This window comes from Akkermansia sp. (assembly GCF_020860705.1).
In the GTDB taxonomy this organism is placed as follows: domain Bacteria; phylum Verrucomicrobiota; class Verrucomicrobiia; order Verrucomicrobiales; family Akkermansiaceae; genus Akkermansia.
Map to the genome: position 1 here is coordinate 12,882 of NZ_JAJBTT010000002.1, position 16,473 is coordinate 29,354.

The following is a 16,473-nucleotide window of genomic DNA, read 5'->3' on the forward strand; positions in this document are numbered from 1 at the left end:
AACAGGCGGTATCGGCTTACTTCTCGGCAGCGGCTTCTTCAGCGGCCGGAGCAGCTTCCTCAGTGGAAACACGGGGAGCTTCCACGATGGCCACGATCACGTCGCCGGCCAGTTCCGTGGTTACGCCTGAAGGCAGCTTGAGATCGGCAATGCGCAGAGTTTCGCCCAGCTTCAGGCCGGAAATGTCAGCCGTGATGGATTCCGGCAGATTCTTCACCTGGCAGATGATCGCCAATTCATGAATGGTCTGGTCCAGCACGCCGCCCAGGGCCACGCCGGCGGCTTCACCTTCCAGGATAACGGGAACGACGGAGTGGATGACCGTGGTATCGGTAACGGCCTGGAAGTCCACATGCAGGCAGGAATTGGTGATGGGGTTGTGCTGCACTTCCTTGAGAAGAGCCTTCACGATCTTGCCGTTAATGTCCAGGGCCACCAGAATGTGTTCGGAAACGGCGGAAGCCAGCATGCGAGCAAATTCGCGTGCGTCAACCTGGATGTTGACGTTGTCAAAACCGGGACCGTAAACCACGCCGGGGACCAGGCCCTGGCTGCGGAGTTGCTTCAGATTACCGGAGCCGCACGCTCTCGTTTCGGCCTTGAGGGAATGGGATGTAGCCATGTTTTATAGAGGCAATATTGAGTGTTGATTGATAATGTTTCCTAATCGGGTTCAGGCAGAGGCCCCGCCGGGATTTCTGAACCCGCGTAAACCGATACTCAGGTCAGGGCGCAGGACTCTGCACTAAAATTGGCTAAATGTCAAACAATGATGATACGGATTCTCCGTCATGTATGCGCTGCACGGCATGGCCCAGCAGGTCGCCCACGCTGATGCAGTCCACCTTGGGGCCGTGGGCCATCGGAACGGTGTCTGAGGTAAGCACGCGTTCAATGCAGGAGCCTGCAATACGCTCGCGGGCCATGTCTCCCAGCACCCCGTGGGACACGCAGGCAAACACGCGCTGGGCGCCGCGTTCCTTCAGGATATTGGCGGCGGCGCACAGGGTGCCGGCCGTTTCCGTCATGTCGTCAATCAGGACGGCGTCACGCCCTTCCACGTCACCGATCACGTTCATGGCTTCCACATGCGTGGCGTTGACGCGGTGCTTGGCCACAATAGCGAGTTCCGCACCCAGGGCGTCGGAATAGGCGCGAGCCATCTTGACGCCGCCCACGTCCGGGGAAACGACGACCAGTTTCTGAAGGTCTTTTACATAATGCTCGCGCAGGTGGCGGATTAAAACGGGAGCGGCATACATGTGGTCCACCGGAATATCAAAGAAGCCCTGGATCTGGGCGGCGTGCAGGTCCATGGTCAGCACACGGTCCACGCCGGCGGCGGTCAGCAGGTTGGCCACCAGCTTGGCGGTGATGGGAACGCGGGGCTGGTCCTTGCGGTCCTGGCGCGCATATCCGAAGAAGGGAACCACCGCCGTGATGCGTCCGGCGCTGGCGCGGCGGGCGGCGTCCACCATCACGCATAATTCCATGATATTATGGTTGGTAGGCGGACAGGTGGGCTGAATAAGAAACACATCCTTGCCGCGGATGTTTTCATTTATCTTTACAAAACTTTCTCCATCGGGGAAAGTGTTCACCGTGACGTCCGTCAACTGAATGCCTATGCTTTGCGCAATGCGCTCCGCAAGTTCTCTGTGTGCTGTACCGCTGATAATCTTCATACCGGAAACTGAAAAGCGGACGCATTCTGAACACAGGTCCACATAATCGCAATACTTAATTCTCACAATTTGATTTTTCTCCATCATGGGTTCCCCCCTTCCAGACGCAAAAGAGAGATTTCTAACCGTCCCCGTGATCGTCACCCTGGCCGTCTCCGCCATTTTGCTGGCGTGGCCCTACCTGGCGTTCCTGGAATTCGGCTCCTTTGGAAATGACAACAGCATCCAGTGGCTTATTTCCTCCTGGAATAAGCAGACGGATTACGAGCACGGCTGGCTGGTGGTCCCTATCGTCGCCTTCATGCTGTACCATGCCAGGAAAAAGATCGCCCAGGCGCAGAAGCGCACGGACTGGCGCGGACTGATCCTGTTCATTCCGGCGTGCCTGCTGCTGGCCCTTTCCTTCCGCGTGGGCCAGCCCCGGGTGACCGTGGCCGCACTTCCCCTGATTCTGCTGGGCGGCTCCTGGTACATGGCCGGCCCGCAGGTCGCCAGGCTGTGCGCTTTTCCCCTGCTCTTTTTCTGGCTGTGCATTCCTCTGCCCTCCTTTCAGCAGGCCACGGTGGGATTGCAAATCATCGCCACGAATCTGGGGTACCTGGGAGCAACCCTCTTCGGGGTGGACACCTACCTGCAGGGCACCAATATCCGCTCCACCGGAGGACACTGGGACGCCTTTAACATTGCAGGGGGGTGCAGCGGCATGCGCTCCCTGATGGCCCTGCTCATGCTGTCCGCCGCCTGGGCCTACCTGTCCGACCTGAAGTTCTGGAAGAAATGCGTGCTCTTCCTCAGCGCCATTCCCCTGGCCGTCATCGGCAACGGCGTCCGCATCACCAGCATCGTGGTGCTGGCAGAATACGGGGACGCCCAGTTTGCGGCGAAAACCTGGCACGACTGGTCCGGCCTGTTGTTTTTCTTCCCCATCTGCCTGGTTGGTCTGGCCGTCACCCACTCCCTGCTGGCCGGGGAAATGATCTGGAAGCCGTCACGGCGCAAAAAGCTGGTCGTTAAAATAAACAAATCCCAATAGGCGTTTTCCGGTAACATGAACATTAAAACGCTCAAGATTCTTCTGCTGCCCTTTCTTCTGGCCGTCACGCTCGGCGGCATCTACCTGATGCCCCGCCATGGAAAGGTTCAGGACTCCTCCATCAGCATGGACCTTCCCATCGGCATAAACCCGGACGGCTGGCATGGCACGCGCCGGCAGGAGTCTGAAGAGGAACGCAGCATCCTGGCTGCGGATACGGAATTTTCCAAGGCGGATTACATGCAGGAACTTCCCATCAGCGTGAACGAGCCGGAAACGGCTCCCGTGCTGTGCCGGGTCTCCATCGTCAAATCCGGCCATGACCTGAACAATTCCATCCACCGCCCGGAACGCTGCCTCCCGGCCCAGGGGCACTTCAACCTGACCGGAACCACCGTGAAAGTCCCCGTGGAAGGGCACGGAACCATCACGATGACCAAGCTGAAATCCCAGCAGAACATTACTCCGGGCCAGCCGCATCCCACCATTCTGGACAGCATGCACTATTACGTGTTCATCGGCCACCACCACATGACGGAAGACCATCTGTCCCGCACCCTGATGGATATGAAGGACAGGGTTTTGTACGGAGTGGACCAGCGCTGGTGCTATTTTCAAATATCCACCGCGTATGGGGATAAAATCAAAGTGCCGGAAGAGAAAGCCCGGAAACAGACGGAGCGCCTGATCAGCCAGCTGCTCTCCCGGCTGGTCAAGTGGGATGAACTGGACCGGTAGCACCGCCCCGGCCTGCGAAGGTCAGTCCGGAAGCCTGCCTTCCAGCCATGCGGCAGCCGCCTGGAAAAGGCTGCATGTTTCTTCTGCGGGCGATTCATACAGCATGGGTGCGGGGCGGCGATGGGAATAGAGACGCCCCTCCAGGTCTCTCTGGAAGCCGGAAAAGGCAAGGTTGGCGTCCGCCCCGGTGCAGTGTCCCCAGCGCCCTCCTATTCTGGGCACCACGTCCATGAAACCGCCCCCTTCCCGGAGGTAAGCGTTTCCCCACCATTCCACGCATGCCGGGCGCGCGTCCTTCTGCCGCCTGGCCACGGCATCTATTGTCAGGAGGCAGAGCGGAACGGCTTCCACCTTCTGCCTCCTGGCCACTTCCACCACGCAGGAACCGCCATAGCTGTGGCCTACCAGCACGACGGGCAGCCAGGGATATTCCCGGCGCACCTCTTCCAGTTCCTCCGCAATCTTCCCGCACCTGTCCAGAAACACTCCGCAGCCGCCTCCGTCCCAGTGGTAATAAGCCGTGGCATGCGCCACTCCCGGCAAAAAACCGGGAAACCTTTTTTCCACCCGGCTCAGGCAGCCCGCCACCACGTCCCCGAAACCGCCGATGAACACGGCCAGGTAACCGGGATCGCTTCCGCGGGACAGCAGGTTCAGCGTCCTTTGAAAATGCATGACAGAGCCCATGATGGAGAAATCACGTCAATATCCAAGCCCATAAGACGTTCTGGCTTGATAAAACCTGCAAACTGTCCAAATGTGATGGTATGCAAGTAATCATTCACCAATGGGCCTTTGATGGAAGCTTTGACCAGCTTGCCTCCCTGCCGCGGCAGGAACTCGTCAACGACTGGTTCGGCTACGACGTGGAGCCAAGCGCGGAATTCGCCTTTGCCACGGACGGACAATACCTCTGGTTCCTGGCCGCCCGCAGCAAGGAAGCCACGGTCCACCCGGACGCCCGGCCCGGCCAGTTCCAGCAGGAACTGTGGAAGTATGACCTGGCCGAATGGTTCCTGGCGGCCGGAGACGGCACCAATTACTGGGAATTCAACCTTGCGCCCAACGGCGCCTGGTGGGCCTGCGCCTTTTCCGACACCCGCCGCGCCAATGAAGACATTCCCGCCCCGCTGGCGGTAGATACCAAGAGCATCCTGACGGACGAGGGATGGTGCGCCATGGCCCGGATTCCGCTGAACGAACTGCGCGGCGTGGACGTCCGTGACTGCAAGCTGGCCGCCACATTCATCCTGGACACTCCGGACCAGATTTTCCTGACCACCGCGGACGACCTTTCCGGACAGCCGGATTTCCACCGCCCGGACTGCTTCAGCACCCCCATTCTCAAATGACCCATGTCTTTGGAAGAAGACATTTCCCGCATCCTGGGGCCTGAAAAGGTTTCCGGGGCTCCGGAAGTGCTGGCTGCCCATGCCGGGGACAAATGGTATGCCTCCGTACTTCCGGAGGCGGTCGTTTTCCCGGAAAGCACGGAGGACGTCTCCCTGCTGCTGCGCTACGCCTCCTCCATGAACATTCCTGTCACGGCCCGCGGCGGCGGCGTGGGATACGTAGGGGGCTGCGTTCCCGTGCGCGGCGGCATCAGCCTTTCCCTGGAACGGATGAACCGTATTCTGGAAATCTCTCCGGAAGACGGCGTAGCCGTGGTGGAACCCGGCGTCATCACGGCGGACCTCCAGCGGGAAGCCCGCGCTCTGGGCTGGTTCTACCCTCCGGACCCGGCATCCCGGAAGGAATGCAGCATCGGAGGCAACATCGCCACGAACGCCGGCGGCCCCCGGTGCCTGAAATACGGAGTCACGAAGGCCTATGTGCTGGGGCTTACCGTGGTGCTTGCCAGCGGAGAAATCGTGGAATGCGGTGGACGCACCCACAAGAACAAAACGGGCTTCGACCTCGGAGACCTCTTCATCGGATCGGAAGGGATGCTGGGCGTCATCACCCGGGCCATTCTGCGCCTCATCCCCCATCCGGAAGCGTTCGGAGCGCTCAGCGCCAGTTTCCCGCAATTCCCCATGGCTCCCGCGGCCGTGCAGCGCATCCTGAACAGCGGGCACCTTCCCTCCGCCCTGGAAATAACAGACAGCTTCACCCTCCGCGCCGCACGCGCCTACCTGGGGGACAGCGCCCTGCCCTCCGGCAGCCGCGGCCACCTGATTGTGGAAGTGGACGGCAGGCAGGCCGCCGTGCGCGAGGAGCTGGACTCCCTGTGCGCCCTGCTGGAGGAATGCGGAGCCGCCAACGTGCTGCGCGCAGACACGGAGGCGGAGGCGGAAGCCATCTGGCAGCTCCGGAGGGAATTTTCCTACAGCCTGAAAGCCACAGGCATGACCAAGCTTAATGAAGACATCGTCATCCCCAGGTCCCGCCTGGTGGAGCTGGTGGAATTCTGTGAAGCCATGAACCGGGAAACGGGGCTGGACATCGCGTGTTTCGGCCATTCCGGGGATGGCAACATCCACACCAACATCATGGTGGACGACTACACAGACCCGGAAAAGAAAGCCCTGGCGGACGCCTGCGTGGACAGGCTGTTCCACTGGGTGCTGGAACACGGCGGCACCATCACCGGAGAACACGGCATCGGCCTGGCCAAGGCCAAATGGTTCCGGGAAGCCGTGGGAGAAGGGGCCTTTCATCTGCACGAGCTGGTCAAATCCGCCCTGGATCCCAGGAATTTGCTGAATCCGGGCAAAATGGGGCTGCCGTAACGTAAAATAGACTTCCATGATGCCTCCGGACGGGGCATCATGGGAACAGCACCTCATGAACAGCCCGCACAAGTCCATCCTAGCCCGCCTTTACGACCGTTTTCCGGCCGCAAACGCCATTCTGGTGTTCATTCTGGACCATCCCCTGGCCTGGTTTACCCCCAAATGGCGCAGGAAAGGCCGCATGGCGCTGAAAGCGGTGCGCCGCTACATCAATTACAACCGGGACATTCTGCCGCCCGAACGCCTGGCGGAGTTTGAGGAAAGCCGCAATCTGCTGAAAACGGCGTTGCGCCAGGGAGACAGGCAGCAGGTGGAAACCATCACGGCCAAAATGGAATCCACACTGGAATCCATTCCCGGCGCACTCCCTTCCGGTCTGGCGGAAAACGTGGAAGTTCTGTTTGTGATCCTGGCCATTTTCCTGGGTCTGCGCGCCTACGTGGTCCAGCCCTTCCGCATCCCCACCGGCTCCATGCAGCCCTCCCTGAACGGCATCCGCGCCGTCCCGCAGGAGGGAGACCCCACCCTGATGCAGAAAATCGGGGACATGATCGTTTACGGCGGCTCCTATGTTCATGAAACTGCCGCCAAGGAAAAGAAAATCGTCCGCTTTGAGCCCGGCACCAAATATCTTCTCCTCACCGTTACCAACGTGATTTTCGACGACGGCTCCAAGCTGGAAATTCCGGCGGCGGAAGCGGAGACGCGCCGCTACTTCCTTAACCAGGAACCGCGCTTCGAATCCGAACGGCATACGCCGTTCAGAAGCTACATGCCGGGGGATACGATCGTCAATGCGCGTTTTGATGCCGGTGACCTGATCGTGGTGAACAAGATGGCCTACCACTTCCGCAAGCCGGAACGCGGGGAAGTCTTCGTCTTTGACACGCGCGGCATTGAAGGCATTGCCAACAAGGGCGGCAACACCGGGCAGGAAGGAGGAACCCATTACGTCAAACGCCTCTGCGGCGTGCCGGGGGATTCCCTGTCCATCAAGGATTCCCGGCTGATCGTCAACGGAGAGCCAGCCACGGAATGGACCATCCAGCGGGTTGCCTCCGGCAAGCCCCCCTACCAGCCCTGCGGCTATGTGGCCCTTCCCGCCCCGCTGAGCCTGCTGGACGGCAGGGCCTACATTACGGAAGGCAGCACCGTACACCTCTCCAACGACAAAAAACGCCCCTACCTGCGTGAATACGTGGCCCTCGGCGACAACTCCACCCGTGAAAACTCCTTTGACTCCCGGTACTGGGGACCCGTCCACCAATACAACATCGTAGGCCCCGCCAGTTTCTGCCTGTGGCCCTTTACCTCCCACTGGGGGCTTATCCCCTGATCTACCGCCCTTCCACAGGCACGCTTTCCCTGTCAAGACATGACCCAAGCCCAGACTATCACCAGCAAGGCCAAATCCAACCTGGCCTTCGCTCTCATTGACCTTCCTGAAGAAGAACGCCGCCACATGGCGGAATTTTACGCCTTTTGCCGCACCGTGGACGACATCGTGGACGAACCGGGCATGACGCCCCGCGAACGCCATGACGCCCTGAACCGCTGGATAGAAGTCATCAACGGCGGAAACGACCTGGAGCTGACGGAGCTGGAAGAGGACATCGTAGCCCTCATCCAGGATCTGGATCTGGATACTACTCCCATGCTGCACCTGATTGAAGGCTGCCGCTCCGATATCTGCCAGCAGCAGCCCCTCAACCGCGACGAACTGCTGGACTACACCTACTGCGTGGCCTGCTGCGTGGGTCTTACCTCCGCCCGCATCATGGGCGCAGGGGAAGACTCCTACCCGTACGCGATCGCCCTGGGGCACGCCCTGCAGATGGTGAACATCATCCGGGATGTGGCGGAAGACTGTGACAAATCCAACCGCATCTACCTGCCCAGGGAGGACATGGACCGCTTCGGCTACTCGCTGGAAGACCTGCGCGGCAGGGTGTACTCTCCCCAGCTGCGGGAACTGCTGCAATATGAGGCGGACCTGGCGGAAAAATTTTTCGCGGATGCGGAGGCGGAATACAACCGCCTCAGTCCGGAAGACAAGGCCGCGCTCATTCCGGCCCAGGCCATGGCGCTCATTTACCACACCATTCTGGACAAAATGAAGGCGGGAGGATTCCGCATTTTCGACATCCGCTACCGCGTCAATACCTTCCACAAGCTCTGGCTTCTGTTCCGCACGAAGCTGGACATTGACCCGCAATCCTATTACGACAAGTCCAAGGCGTACTATGACAAGCTCGTCGGCTTCCTTTCCAGGCCGATGAAAAAGGATGAAAAATAAGGGACGCCTCCCGGAAAGGCCGGAGCATTTACATGCCTGTCGGCGCACGTGCAACACGAAGCTTGCCCTGCACCCTGCATTTCTGTAAGAGTACAGGATGCAATTTCCCGGAGCCATTTTCCTCCTTGCCCTTACAACACTTGCCGGGCTATGCACGGCAGGGAGCTACCCGGAACGCGGGGAACGCACGCGCTCCGGGGGGAACCACACCTGGCATATAGACCCGGACAAGGGAAATGACGCCAACTCCGGATCTTCCCCCGCCATGGCGTGGAAGAGCATGGCCCCGGCCAACCGTCTCCTCATGTCCCCGGGAGACACGCTCATCATTCAGCCCGGAGAACATACGGAATCCCTCGTGGTGATGGGGGAAGGGTCCAGACAGGCCCCGGTCACCATCCGGTTCATGCCTGGCCGGCATATTTTTAAACACGGAGGGCTGGTCACCGGAACGCCCCAGATTTCCAATACCAATGACGCCCCCAAGGAGCCGAAGGCCATGGCTATCCGCCTGGTTGAGGCCAAAAACGTCCGCCTGGAAGGCAAACCGGGAGCCACAGACATCATGCTGGAGGGAAAGGCCATCTTTGTCTGCATGGAACATGCGGAAAATATTTCCCTGAACGGCCTGGGCTTTGACTACCTGCACCCAACCATGGGTGAATTCCTGGTTACGGAAGTCGAAGGGAACACCATGAAAGCGACCATTCCGGACGGAATCCTGTATACGGTGAAGGATGGCGCGCTGACCTGGCACGGCCCCGGCTGGGAATTCCGAATAGGAGGCTATGCCAAGGTTTTCGATTCCGCCTCCGGAACCTTCCGAGGCGACTTTAATCCAAGCAAAACAACCATAGAAGAACTATCTCCGGGAAAAATCAGCATCACCTTCAAGGAAGGTTCCCCGACCATGCAGCCGGGCCAGTCCTACCAGAACCGCAACACGCGAAGGGACTGTTGCGGATTTTTCCAGTACAGGAGCAAGAACCTCGTGTGGAACAACTGCCAGATCTATTACATGCATGGCATGGGAGTAGTCTCCCAGTTCAGCGAAAACATCATATTTGACCATTTAAAGGTAGCTCCCCGGCCCCGCTCCCTGCGCACCACTTCCTCCTGGGCGGACAATCTGCACTTTTCCGGGTGCAAAGGTAAAATCATCGTCAAAAATTCCGTGCTGGGCTCCTCCCATGATGACGCCATCAACGTGCACGGCACCCACCTGCGCATCGTCGGCCAGCCTGCCGCCAACAAAATCACCGTCCGCTTCATGCACGGACAGACTTTCGGCTTTGACGCCTTTGCCGTGGGGGACAAGATTGACTACGTTTCTTACAATACCCTGATTCCCTACGCCACCAATACCGTTTCCGGTATCAGGCAGCTTAATGACCGGGAAATTGAACTCACACTGCGGCAACCCAATCCCCGGAACATCCAGCCCAACGACGTCGTGGAAAACATCACCTGGACTCCCTCCGTCCACGTCAGCAACACGGTGTGCCGCCACATCCCCACCAGGGGATTTCTGCTGACCACGAGGCAGCCGGTGCTGATCGAACGGTGCCGTTTTGAAAAAACGGGCATGCCGGCCATTCTGGTGGAGGATGACGCTTCCGGCTGGTACGAATCCGGCGTTGTCAGGAACATGACCATCTCCCAAAACACCTTTATCCAATGTGGAGAAGCGGTCATCCAGATTGCCCCGCACGCCCCCAGTCCGGATGGAAACGTGCACCAGAACATTACCATTACAGGCAATGCGTTTGACCTCAAAAACGGCACCGCCATCCGTACACGCCATACAGGAAACGTGAAAGCGGAAAAAAACACCTTCACCAAAGACGGAAAAACCGTCCCGGAGGACAAGGCGGTGGATATCCGGTAAGAACCTTTCCCCCTCTAACGGTGCCGGGAAACAGGCACGGTCACGGAAACGCTGTCCGTGCGCGGCAGGATGAACTTGTGCAGGGTGACGATCACGTGCCGTGCGCCGAATTGCTGCAGGCAGACCCGGCCCATGTCTTCCGCCAGCGTCTCCACCAGCTTGCGGGGCCGCGCCATGGCTTCCGCCCTCAGGGCCGTGGCGATGGAGTCATAACAGACGGTCCTTGAAAAATCGTCTTTCAATCCGGACAACGCTTCCTCCGGATAAAAGGTAATATCCGCCTTCAAGGTCTGCATGGAGGCGCGTTCCTCCTCCGGCACCCCGATGAAGGTATCCAGCTCCAGACCGTTGATGTTGATGGAATCCTGCGTATCGGAAGGCAGCGCATAGCGGCGCATCAGCGTGCGCAGGACAAGCAGGTCCGGCACGATGATGTCCGGCCTGGCCTTGGAAAGCTGCGCGGCGTCATTGTACCCGGTCAGCACGGCGATGGACGTGATGCCCGCATGGTGGGCCGTCTCCACATCATGCTGCATATCCCCGATGAACGCGGTTTCGTGCGCATGCAGGCCATGCTGGGCCAACAGGGTATGGATATGGGCGTCTTTGTGGCGGATGCCTGCGTGAATGGCTTCAAAATATTCCATCATGCCCAGATCACGGCACTGAATGTCAAACTCCTTGGCATCCACGCTGGTGAGGATGAAGCAGCGCACGCCGCGCGCGCGGCAGAATTCCAGGAATTCCCGCGCGTTGGGCAGCACTTCCACCGGAGCGGTGGAAACGCGGAAAGCGTACCGGAAATGGTCTTCCAGCTCATCCAGATCCGCCTGGGGCAGCACGCGGGCATAATAATCCGGGTAGGGAAGCTGGAACTCCGCACGGAATTCATCCCTGTTCATGCAGGGTTTTCCATATTGGGAAAAAACGTAATTGGAGGCGTCCAGCGTCAGGGCCAGGTCGTCCACCAGCGTGCCGGACCAGTCGAAAATCAAATTCTTGAACATGGAAATGCGTGTGGGTAAAAATTCAGTCCAGAGCATACCGCATGGCGGCCAGCCCGAAAAAGGCAGCCGTCTCCACGCGGAGGACAATAGGACCAAGCGTAACGGGGACAAAGCCCGCCTCCAGGGCCATGGCCGTCTCCTGGTCCGTAAAATCTCCTTCCGGCCCCACCAGCAGGGAAGCGCTCCGTACGGAGCGGGTACGGGCTTCCTCCAGCACGTCCCTGACCGGACGCACGCCGGGCACGAGAGAGGCGATCACGTTCAGCCCTTCCGGCACGCCGCGGCGCAGCCATTCCGCAAAGGGAACGGGGGAAGCCACCTCCGGCAGGGTGTTCTGGCCGCACTGCTTGCAGGCTTCCAGAGCGATGCGCTGCCATTTCTGCCTTTTAGCTTCAGCTTCCCGGGTATTCAGGCGCACAATCGTGCGGTCCGTCAGGAGAGGTACAATGGCGGAAACGCCCAGTTCCACGGCTTTCTGAATAATGAGGTCCATGTTGGCTCCCTTGGGAACCGCCTGGCACAGCGTCAGATGCGCTACGGACGGAGAAGGAGGGCATTCCTCCCCCGGAACAAGCAACACGCCGGAACTGCGCGGAGGTTCCGCCACCACGGCATGGGCGGCACGGCCGCAGCCGTCAAAGACGACGCAGGCATCCCCCTGTTTCAGGCGCAGGACCTTGGCTGCATGGTGCGCTTCATCCCCGCGCAGCTCCCAGGAGGGAGCGGACCATTCCGATGCAGGGAGATAGAAACGAGCCATGTTTGAAGCGGAAAAACAGAACCTTACTTGCTCTTCAGGTAGCGCGCCGCCTTTTCGGCGAACGCCACGCAGGCCGGCTGGTTGCGCTTTTCATCCACGGTGGATGCAAAGGCGCTCAGCTTGTCCATCTGGTCCCTGGTGAGCTGGGAGGGAATCTCCACCTCCACTTCCACCAGCATGTCCCCCACGTCCGAACTGCGGAGGGCTTTCATCCCCTTGCCGCGCAGGCGGAAGATCATGCCGTTCTGCGTGCCTTCCGGCAGCTTGATGGTGGCCGCGCCTTCCAGCGTGGGAACTTTCAGCTTGCCTCCGGATACGGCCAGGGAAAGCGGGACCGGAACCGTGCAGCTCAGGTCATTGCCCTCACGCTGGAAAATATCGTGCGGTTTGACGTCAATAAACACGTGCAGGTCCCCGGTGGGTCCCCCGTGCACCCCGGCGTCCCCTTCCCCGGCAATGCGGAGCTGGCTGCCTGTGGCAACGCCCGCGGGAATGCGGATGGTGATATGGGAATCCTCCCTCACACGCCCTTCTCCGCGGCAGGCGGGACACGGATCGGAGATGATCTCCCCGGTGCCGTGGCAGGTGGGACAGGTGGACTGCTGGACGAAAAAGCCGCTCTGCTGGGTGATAATGCCGCGCCCCTGGCAGGTAGGGCAGGTCTTGAACGCTTCCTTTCCATCCCGGGCTCCGGTGCCATGGCAGGCCTTGCAGGTCACCAGGCGTTCAATTTCCAGCTTCTTGGTGCAACCTTTCGCAGCTTCTTCCAACGTAATGTCCAGATCATAGCGCAGATCGGAGCCGGGCCTCTTGGAAGACCTCTTCTGCCCGCCGTGGCCGCCTCCACCGAACATGTCCGCAAAACCGCCCATTCCGGAAAACATCTGGGCAAAAATATCCATCGGATCCTGGAACCCTCCGCCGGAGTAACCGCCACCGGCCGCCGGACCGCCCTGTTCAAAGGCGGCATGGCCGAATCGGTCATAGGCAGCCCTTTTGTCCGCATCGGAAAGCACCTCGTAGGCTTCTCCCAATTCCTTGAACTTCTCTTCCGCGGAAGGGTCGTCCGGATTGCGGTCCGGGTGGTACTTCAAGGCCAGCTTGCGGTAGGCCTTCTTGATCTCATCATCGGTAGCGTTTTTGGAAACGCCCAGGATCTCGTAATAATCTTTCTTAGCCATGTGGCGTGAATGTTAAAAAAACGGTCAGACTTGCGGTTCGGGTTCCGGAGCATGGGCCACCACAACGTTCGCCGGGCGCAGAAGCCTGTCCTTCAGCGTGTATCCCTTGCGGATGACGCGTAGCACGGTGCCTTCCGGCTGGTCGGATGGTTCGCGCTGGAGGGCCTCTTCCGTGGAATGGTCAAACATGCTGCCCACCACGGGGTCCACGGCACTCACGCCGTTGCTGGCGAGAAATTCGTCCAGCTGCTTCTTCACCATGCTCATGCCGATGTAAATCATGGATGAGGTATCCGCGCTGGCGGCCGCCATGCCCATTTCAAAATTGTCAATCACCGGAAGCAGCTCTTCCAGCAAACGCTGGTTGGCAAACTTGGCGCACTCTTCCTTCTCCTTCACCATGCGCTTGCGGTAATTGTCATACTCCGCTGCGGTGCGCATGGCGGTATCCCTCCATTTCATCAATTCCTCTTCCAGGGAAACTTCCGTTTCCTTCTCCTCGGCAGGGGTTTCTTGAGCCTGTTCCAGGACTTCCTTCTCTTCAGTCTCCACGTTCTTCTCTTGCTCTTCCTTGCTCATGCGGACAATGTAAATATTTTTACCGGATGCGTCAACGGCCTGATAAGACATGGATGACGTTTGACGCGTGATGGCCTGGACATGATGCAACTCCTCTATGCAGAAAAGGGAATGGCGGCCTTCCGGCCAGCCTCCCTAAGCTTCCTGAGCGTCCGCCGCAGGCAGCAGCCGTGCAAGCTTTTCCCCGCACTCATCCGGCAGCTCCACCACTTTCAGCCGTGCGGCATCTCCGCGCAGCAGGCTGACGGCGGAACGTGGAACACCCAGCCATGAGGACAAGAAAAGGATCACGGCCCTGTTCGCCTTCCCTTCCACGGGAGGCGCGGCAATGCGCAGCCTCAGCGTGCGGCCGGTGCGGGGGTCTTTCTCCCAGCCTACGGCCTCGCTCTTTTTTGCGTTGGGAATAACTTTCAGGGCCAGTTTCATACCGTTTCCGTTCCGGATCCCGCGCGCTCCCGGGCCACCAGATCCCCGTACCTGATCAAGCCGCCTCCAAACAGGTCCAGGGCGCTCCCTACCGTGGCGTCCATGGCGCCGCCGCTCAGAGCGTCTATCTCGTCAAAATCCCGGATATGGCTGATACCTCCGGCGTAAGTCATGGGAAGGCGGCGCCACCTTCCCAGCATCTCCACCAGTTCCCGGTCAATGCCGGTGCAGAGGCCCTCCACATCCGCCGCATGAATAAGAAACTCCGCGCAATATTCCGCCAGCATGTCCAGCGTATCCGCCGTTACCCGCAGCTCCGTCAGCGTCTGCCACCGGTTCATGGCTACGGCCCAGCCGTCACGAACCCTGCGGCAGCTCAAATCCAGCACCAGGCGCTCCGCTCCCACGGCGGAAACAAGGTCTTTCAACCTCCCCTGCAAAAATCTTCCATCCGCATCAAACAGGCAGGAGGTGACAATCACATGGCTGGCGCCGGCGGAAATCCATTCCTCCGCATTCTCCGGCACAATGCCGCCGCCCACCTGGAGGCCGCCCGGCCACGCCGCCAGGGCCTCTCTTGCAGCCCTATCATTGCCGGGCCCCAGCTTGATCACGTGGCCGCCGCGCAATCCGTCCCTGCGGTACAAATCCGCATACCATGCCGCGCCACGGTCGGAGACGAAATTGGTGCGAAGGGAAGCTCCATCCTGCGTCAGGGAACCGCCCACAATCTGCTTCACGCGCCCGTCATGTAAATCAATGCATGGTCTGAATCTCGTCACGCGGCCACTTTGCCCGGCCTGCCGCACCAGGTCAAGAAGGGATTCCCCTCCCTTGCTCCTGAAAAACCGCTGCGGAAATTTACACAAAACAAGCCCAGGCGTCCGCTCTACGGATAACTGCCCTTGAACCCTGTTCAAAAAACGATGAAAAACAATCCCATCAAAAACCACATCCTTTCCTACTGCGCCGGAAGCGCCTTGTTCGCCCTCCTGGCTTTCTCCTCTTCCCTTGCGGAAGGAGGCATTTATCTGCACGGAGAAATCCACATGCCCGCAGCAGGACAAATCAACCTCCTGTATGACTCCGCCGGCTTCCCTATCTGGGGTTACTCCCCATGTGGCCGCCCCATTTACGCCTATTCCCCCGCAGGCATGCCCATCTACGTCATCAGGGGCATCTACCATGGCTGCTGCGTTCCCGCGTGGAACCCCAGGCCGTATTATCGCGGGCCTTTCTGGCCTGCGGGAGTCTGCCGCAGCCATCATGCAGCGCATCCGCCCCGCCCGATTCCGTGTCCGTCTCCCCGGCCCCACTTCCGTCCCTACCGTCCCAGGGCGCCCTACGGCGGACCTCCGCCCCATTTCCACCGCTGATCTGCGCCTAAACGTTTGAATTGAAAGGATTAACTATTAATTTTTCTAAAAAAGAAATTGCCGTCTGAGAATGAAAAGCATAAACTGATTTATAAAAATAATTCAAAGTGGCACAACTCATAAAAAATCAGCTGTTTTAAAATTTAATAGAAAACATTAATCATGAGATTTTTATCTATTTTAATCACTTTGGCCATTCTTGGAAGCACCAATCTTTTTGCTTGGACTGTCACCATTCATGGTCCGGAAAACCCTGTTAAAGGGGAAAAATATGATTATAAAGTTACCTATACGTTGGATAGAGTCAACAAGGACAAAGAATTAGAAAAAGTTGATTATCATTGGGTTATCGTCGGTAAGGCTATAGCTGATAAGAAAATAGCCAAGGACAACCCAATAGCTAGTGTAACAATGGCTAATCCAGAATACATGGAGGATAATTATGACATTTGGCCGAATGGACATGTCATCTGTATAGTAACTTTATACTTTAAGGATGGGACAAAAGAAAGCAGATCGGATTCAATCCAATTAAAATTGGTTCCTTGATAACAAGCTTTTCCCCAATCTAATACCATTTAAAGCAGTTATTACAGGAAAGGGTCCGGTTTTACCGGCCCCCTTCCTCTGCAATATGTTATACAATATCATTGAAATCTTTTCAGCTTGTCCCTGCTCCATAAACACTGCATGCCAGGACTGCACAGCCGAATCCGGATTTTTAAGGGAGCGCTCCTGGAAAGAAAACCACATTTTCCGCTCCCACCAT

The 16,473-nt window shown here is 58.6% G+C and carries 18 protein-coding genes; 9 read left to right on the top strand and 9 right to left on the bottom strand.

Going from position 1 to position 16,473, the window contains the following annotated elements; genetic code table 11:
• Positions 1 to 16 precede the first annotated feature (16 nt).
• The gene (locus LIO64_RS00945) at positions 17 to 622 is read right to left on the bottom strand and encodes a 50S ribosomal protein L25 (RefSeq protein ID WP_290547581.1); all 606 of its coding nucleotides are present in this window, start codon (positions 620 to 622) and stop codon (positions 17 to 19) included.
• 133 nt (positions 623 to 755) lie between these two features.
• The gene (locus LIO64_RS00950) at positions 756 to 1,685 is read right to left on the bottom strand and encodes a ribose-phosphate pyrophosphokinase (RefSeq protein WP_290547582.1); all 930 of its coding nucleotides are present in this window, start codon (positions 1,683 to 1,685) and stop codon (positions 756 to 758) included.
• A gap of 85 nt (positions 1,686 to 1,770) precedes the next feature.
• Here LIO64_RS00950 and LIO64_RS00955 point away from each other — a divergent pair, with 85 nt between their 5' ends.
• Both LIO64_RS00955 and LIO64_RS00960 read left to right on the top strand, forming a co-directional pair.
• The gene (locus LIO64_RS00955; RefSeq protein WP_290547583.1) at positions 1,771 to 2,718 is read left to right on the top strand and encodes an exosortase/archaeosortase family protein; all 948 of its coding nucleotides are present in this window, start codon (positions 1,771 to 1,773) and stop codon (positions 2,716 to 2,718) included.
• 15 nt (positions 2,719 to 2,733) lie between these two features.
• Complete coding sequence (locus LIO64_RS00960; protein ID WP_290547584.1) at positions 2,734 to 3,456, top strand: EpsI family protein; 723 nt, start codon at positions 2,734 to 2,736, stop codon at positions 3,454 to 3,456.
• Between the two features lie 21 nt (positions 3,457 to 3,477).
• On the opposite strand, the gene LIO64_RS00965 is transcribed toward LIO64_RS00960, so the two are convergent.
• Positions 3,478 to 4,131 carry an alpha/beta hydrolase gene (locus LIO64_RS00965; protein WP_290547585.1) on the bottom strand — a complete coding sequence of 218 codons (654 nt, stop codon included), beginning with the start codon at positions 4,129 to 4,131 and terminating at the stop codon, positions 3,478 to 3,480.
• 92 nt (positions 4,132 to 4,223) lie between these two features.
• Between LIO64_RS00965 and LIO64_RS00970 the strand changes: the two genes are divergently transcribed.
• The 5 genes from LIO64_RS00970 (at position 4,224) to LIO64_RS00990 (ending at position 10,375) form a co-directional block, all read left to right on the top strand.
• Positions 4,224 to 4,808, top strand: coding sequence for a DOMON-like domain-containing protein (locus tag LIO64_RS00970; RefSeq protein ID WP_290547586.1), 585 nt, complete (start codon positions 4,224 to 4,226; stop codon positions 4,806 to 4,808).
• Positions 4,809 to 4,811: 3 nt separating this feature from the next.
• Positions 4,812 to 6,188 carry an FAD-linked oxidase C-terminal domain-containing protein gene (locus LIO64_RS00975; RefSeq protein ID WP_290547587.1) on the top strand — a complete coding sequence of 459 codons (1,377 nt, stop codon included), beginning with the start codon at positions 4,812 to 4,814 and terminating at the stop codon, positions 6,186 to 6,188.
• A 16-nt stretch (positions 6,189 to 6,204) separates the two neighbouring features.
• Positions 6,205 to 7,527 carry a signal peptidase I gene (lepB, locus tag LIO64_RS00980; protein WP_290547588.1) on the top strand — a complete coding sequence of 441 codons (1,323 nt, stop codon included), beginning with the start codon at positions 6,205 to 6,207 and terminating at the stop codon, positions 7,525 to 7,527.
• A 39-nt stretch (positions 7,528 to 7,566) separates the two neighbouring features.
• Positions 7,567 to 8,487, top strand: coding sequence for a phytoene/squalene synthase family protein (locus LIO64_RS00985; RefSeq protein WP_290547589.1), 921 nt, complete (start codon positions 7,567 to 7,569; stop codon positions 8,485 to 8,487).
• A 97-nt stretch (positions 8,488 to 8,584) separates the two neighbouring features.
• On the top strand, positions 8,585 to 10,375 hold the full coding sequence (locus tag LIO64_RS00990; RefSeq protein ID WP_290547590.1) for a right-handed parallel beta-helix repeat-containing protein: 1,791 nt from the start codon (positions 8,585 to 8,587) through the stop codon (positions 10,373 to 10,375).
• Positions 10,376 to 10,389: 14 nt separating this feature from the next.
• On the opposite strand, the gene LIO64_RS00995 is transcribed toward LIO64_RS00990, so the two are convergent.
• The 6 genes from LIO64_RS00995 to hisA form a co-directional block, all read right to left on the bottom strand.
• Positions 10,390 to 11,382, bottom strand: a complete 993-nt coding sequence (locus LIO64_RS00995) for an HAD hydrolase-like protein (RefSeq protein ID WP_290547591.1) — start codon at positions 11,380 to 11,382, stop codon at positions 10,390 to 10,392.
• Positions 11,383 to 11,404: 22 nt separating this feature from the next.
• Positions 11,405 to 12,142 carry a 16S rRNA (uracil(1498)-N(3))-methyltransferase gene (locus LIO64_RS01000; protein WP_290547592.1) on the bottom strand — a complete coding sequence of 246 codons (738 nt, stop codon included), beginning with the start codon at positions 12,140 to 12,142 and terminating at the stop codon, positions 11,405 to 11,407.
• A gap of 23 nt (positions 12,143 to 12,165) precedes the next feature.
• A complete protein-coding gene (dnaJ, locus tag LIO64_RS01005; RefSeq protein WP_290547593.1) occupies positions 12,166 to 13,323 on the bottom strand; it encodes a molecular chaperone DnaJ in 1,158 nt (385 codons plus the stop codon).
• A 24-nt stretch (positions 13,324 to 13,347) separates the two neighbouring features.
• The gene (locus LIO64_RS01010) at positions 13,348 to 13,953 is read right to left on the bottom strand and encodes a nucleotide exchange factor GrpE (protein ID WP_290547594.1); all 606 of its coding nucleotides are present in this window, start codon (positions 13,951 to 13,953) and stop codon (positions 13,348 to 13,350) included.
• Between the two features lie 84 nt (positions 13,954 to 14,037).
• Complete coding sequence (locus LIO64_RS01015) at positions 14,038 to 14,328, bottom strand: DUF167 domain-containing protein (RefSeq protein ID WP_290547595.1); 291 nt, start codon at positions 14,326 to 14,328, stop codon at positions 14,038 to 14,040.
• Positions 14,325 to 15,110 (bottom strand): phosphoribosylformimino-5-aminoimidazole carboxamide ribotide isomerase, encoded by a 786-nt coding sequence (gene hisA, locus LIO64_RS01020; protein ID WP_290547596.1) that lies wholly within the window; start codon positions 15,108 to 15,110, stop codon positions 14,325 to 14,327. Before hisA ends, LIO64_RS01015 begins: the two co-directional genes overlap by 4 nt.
• 144 nt (positions 15,111 to 15,254) lie before the next feature.
• Between hisA and LIO64_RS01025 the strand changes: the two genes are divergently transcribed.
• Both LIO64_RS01025 and LIO64_RS01030 read left to right on the top strand, forming a co-directional pair.
• Positions 15,255 to 15,704 (top strand): hypothetical protein, encoded by a 450-nt coding sequence (locus LIO64_RS01025; protein WP_290547597.1) that lies wholly within the window; start codon positions 15,255 to 15,257, stop codon positions 15,702 to 15,704.
• 162 nt (positions 15,705 to 15,866) lie between these two features.
• Positions 15,867 to 16,253 carry a hypothetical protein gene (locus tag LIO64_RS01030; RefSeq protein WP_290547598.1) on the top strand — a complete coding sequence of 129 codons (387 nt, stop codon included), beginning with the start codon at positions 15,867 to 15,869 and terminating at the stop codon, positions 16,251 to 16,253.
• Positions 16,254 to 16,473: the final 220 nt, after the last annotated feature.

Coding starts and splice junctions, on each gene's coding strand:
- LIO64_RS00945 (WP_290547581.1), bottom strand. CDS start 622: ATGGCTACATCCCATTCCCTCAAGGCCGAAACGAGAGCGTGCGGCTCC.
- LIO64_RS00950 (WP_290547582.1), bottom strand. CDS start 1,685: ATGAAGATTATCAGCGGTACAGCACACAGAGAACTTGCGGAGCGCATT.
- LIO64_RS00955 (WP_290547583.1), top strand. CDS start 1,771: ATGGGTTCCCCCCTTCCAGACGCAAAAGAGAGATTTCTAACCGTCCCC.
- LIO64_RS00960 (WP_290547584.1), top strand. CDS start 2,734: ATGAACATTAAAACGCTCAAGATTCTTCTGCTGCCCTTTCTTCTGGCC.
- LIO64_RS00965 (WP_290547585.1), bottom strand. CDS start 4,131: ATGCATTTTCAAAGGACGCTGAACCTGCTGTCCCGCGGAAGCGATCCC.
- LIO64_RS00970 (WP_290547586.1), top strand. CDS start 4,224: ATGCAAGTAATCATTCACCAATGGGCCTTTGATGGAAGCTTTGACCAG.
- LIO64_RS00975 (WP_290547587.1), top strand. CDS start 4,812: ATGTCTTTGGAAGAAGACATTTCCCGCATCCTGGGGCCTGAAAAGGTT.
- lepB (WP_290547588.1), top strand. CDS start 6,205: ATGATGCCTCCGGACGGGGCATCATGGGAACAGCACCTCATGAACAGC.
- LIO64_RS00985 (WP_290547589.1), top strand. CDS start 7,567: ATGACCCAAGCCCAGACTATCACCAGCAAGGCCAAATCCAACCTGGCC.
- LIO64_RS00990 (WP_290547590.1), top strand. CDS start 8,585: ATGCAATTTCCCGGAGCCATTTTCCTCCTTGCCCTTACAACACTTGCC.
- LIO64_RS00995 (WP_290547591.1), bottom strand. CDS start 11,382: ATGTTCAAGAATTTGATTTTCGACTGGTCCGGCACGCTGGTGGACGAC.
- LIO64_RS01000 (WP_290547592.1), bottom strand. CDS start 12,142: ATGGCTCGTTTCTATCTCCCTGCATCGGAATGGTCCGCTCCCTCCTGG.
- dnaJ (WP_290547593.1), bottom strand. CDS start 13,323: ATGGCTAAGAAAGATTATTACGAGATCCTGGGCGTTTCCAAAAACGCT.
- LIO64_RS01010 (WP_290547594.1), bottom strand. CDS start 13,953: ATGTCTTATCAGGCCGTTGACGCATCCGGTAAAAATATTTACATTGTC.
- LIO64_RS01015 (WP_290547595.1), bottom strand. CDS start 14,328: ATGAAACTGGCCCTGAAAGTTATTCCCAACGCAAAAAAGAGCGAGGCC.
- LIO64_RS01025 (WP_290547597.1), top strand. CDS start 15,255: ATGAAAAACAATCCCATCAAAAACCACATCCTTTCCTACTGCGCCGGA.
- LIO64_RS01030 (WP_290547598.1), top strand. CDS start 15,867: ATGAGATTTTTATCTATTTTAATCACTTTGGCCATTCTTGGAAGCACC.